Origin of the sequence: Methylobacterium sp. J-030, assembly GCF_022829545.1 — a bacterium.
Classification (GTDB): domain Bacteria; phylum Pseudomonadota; class Alphaproteobacteria; order Rhizobiales; family Beijerinckiaceae; genus Methylobacterium.
Window position 1 is genome coordinate 1 of the sequence record NZ_JAKSYM010000295.1, and the last position, 585, is coordinate 585.

At 66.7% G+C, this 585-nt stretch carries 1 pseudogene; it reads right to left on the bottom strand.

From position 1 onward, the window contains the following. Positions 1 to 321 precede the first annotated feature (321 nt). Positions 322 to 585 (bottom strand): annotated as a pseudogene (locus tag MKK75_RS22125) (manganese catalase family protein); the annotation flags it as partial.

The following is a 585-nucleotide window of genomic DNA, read 5'->3' on the forward strand; positions in this document are numbered from 1 at the left end:
GGCGGCGGCAGCGCCGAGGGCAACATGAACAATCCGGGCTCGGTAAAGAGCAACTCTGAGAAGTCCATGGAGAGCGGCAGCGGCTCTATGGGCACGGGTACGATGAGCACAGGTACGGGGCCTGGCACTAGCGGTGGCCCCCCCGTCAGCACACCCGGCGCGCCCGCCGGCAGCGGTTCGGGCAACGGCGCCACCGGTAGCGGCGCCGCCCCCAGCGGGAAATAAGAGCCGATCGCCCCGCGGATCCAGCCCGCGGGGCAACGTCAACGTTGGTCCAGTCTACGAAGGGTCTGCCTCCTGTCCGCGAACAGGGGGCGGGGCTCAGCGCCCTTTCTTGTAGAGCTTGCTGGCGATCTCGAAGATCTCCTCCGGGGCGTAGTCCGGTGCGAACGCACCATAGTTGCCGTCGAGTTCCGGGATCTTGCCGCCCTCCGGATAGCCGTTGACTACCTCTAGGTTACCCGGCGGATCGCCAGGCAGCGCCACCTCGTCATTCGACCACACGCCAGCCGCCTCCTGATAGTCCGCCTCGCTGAACGTGTAGAGGCGCCGGTGCTTGCCCTCGTCGAGGTACTTCTGACACTC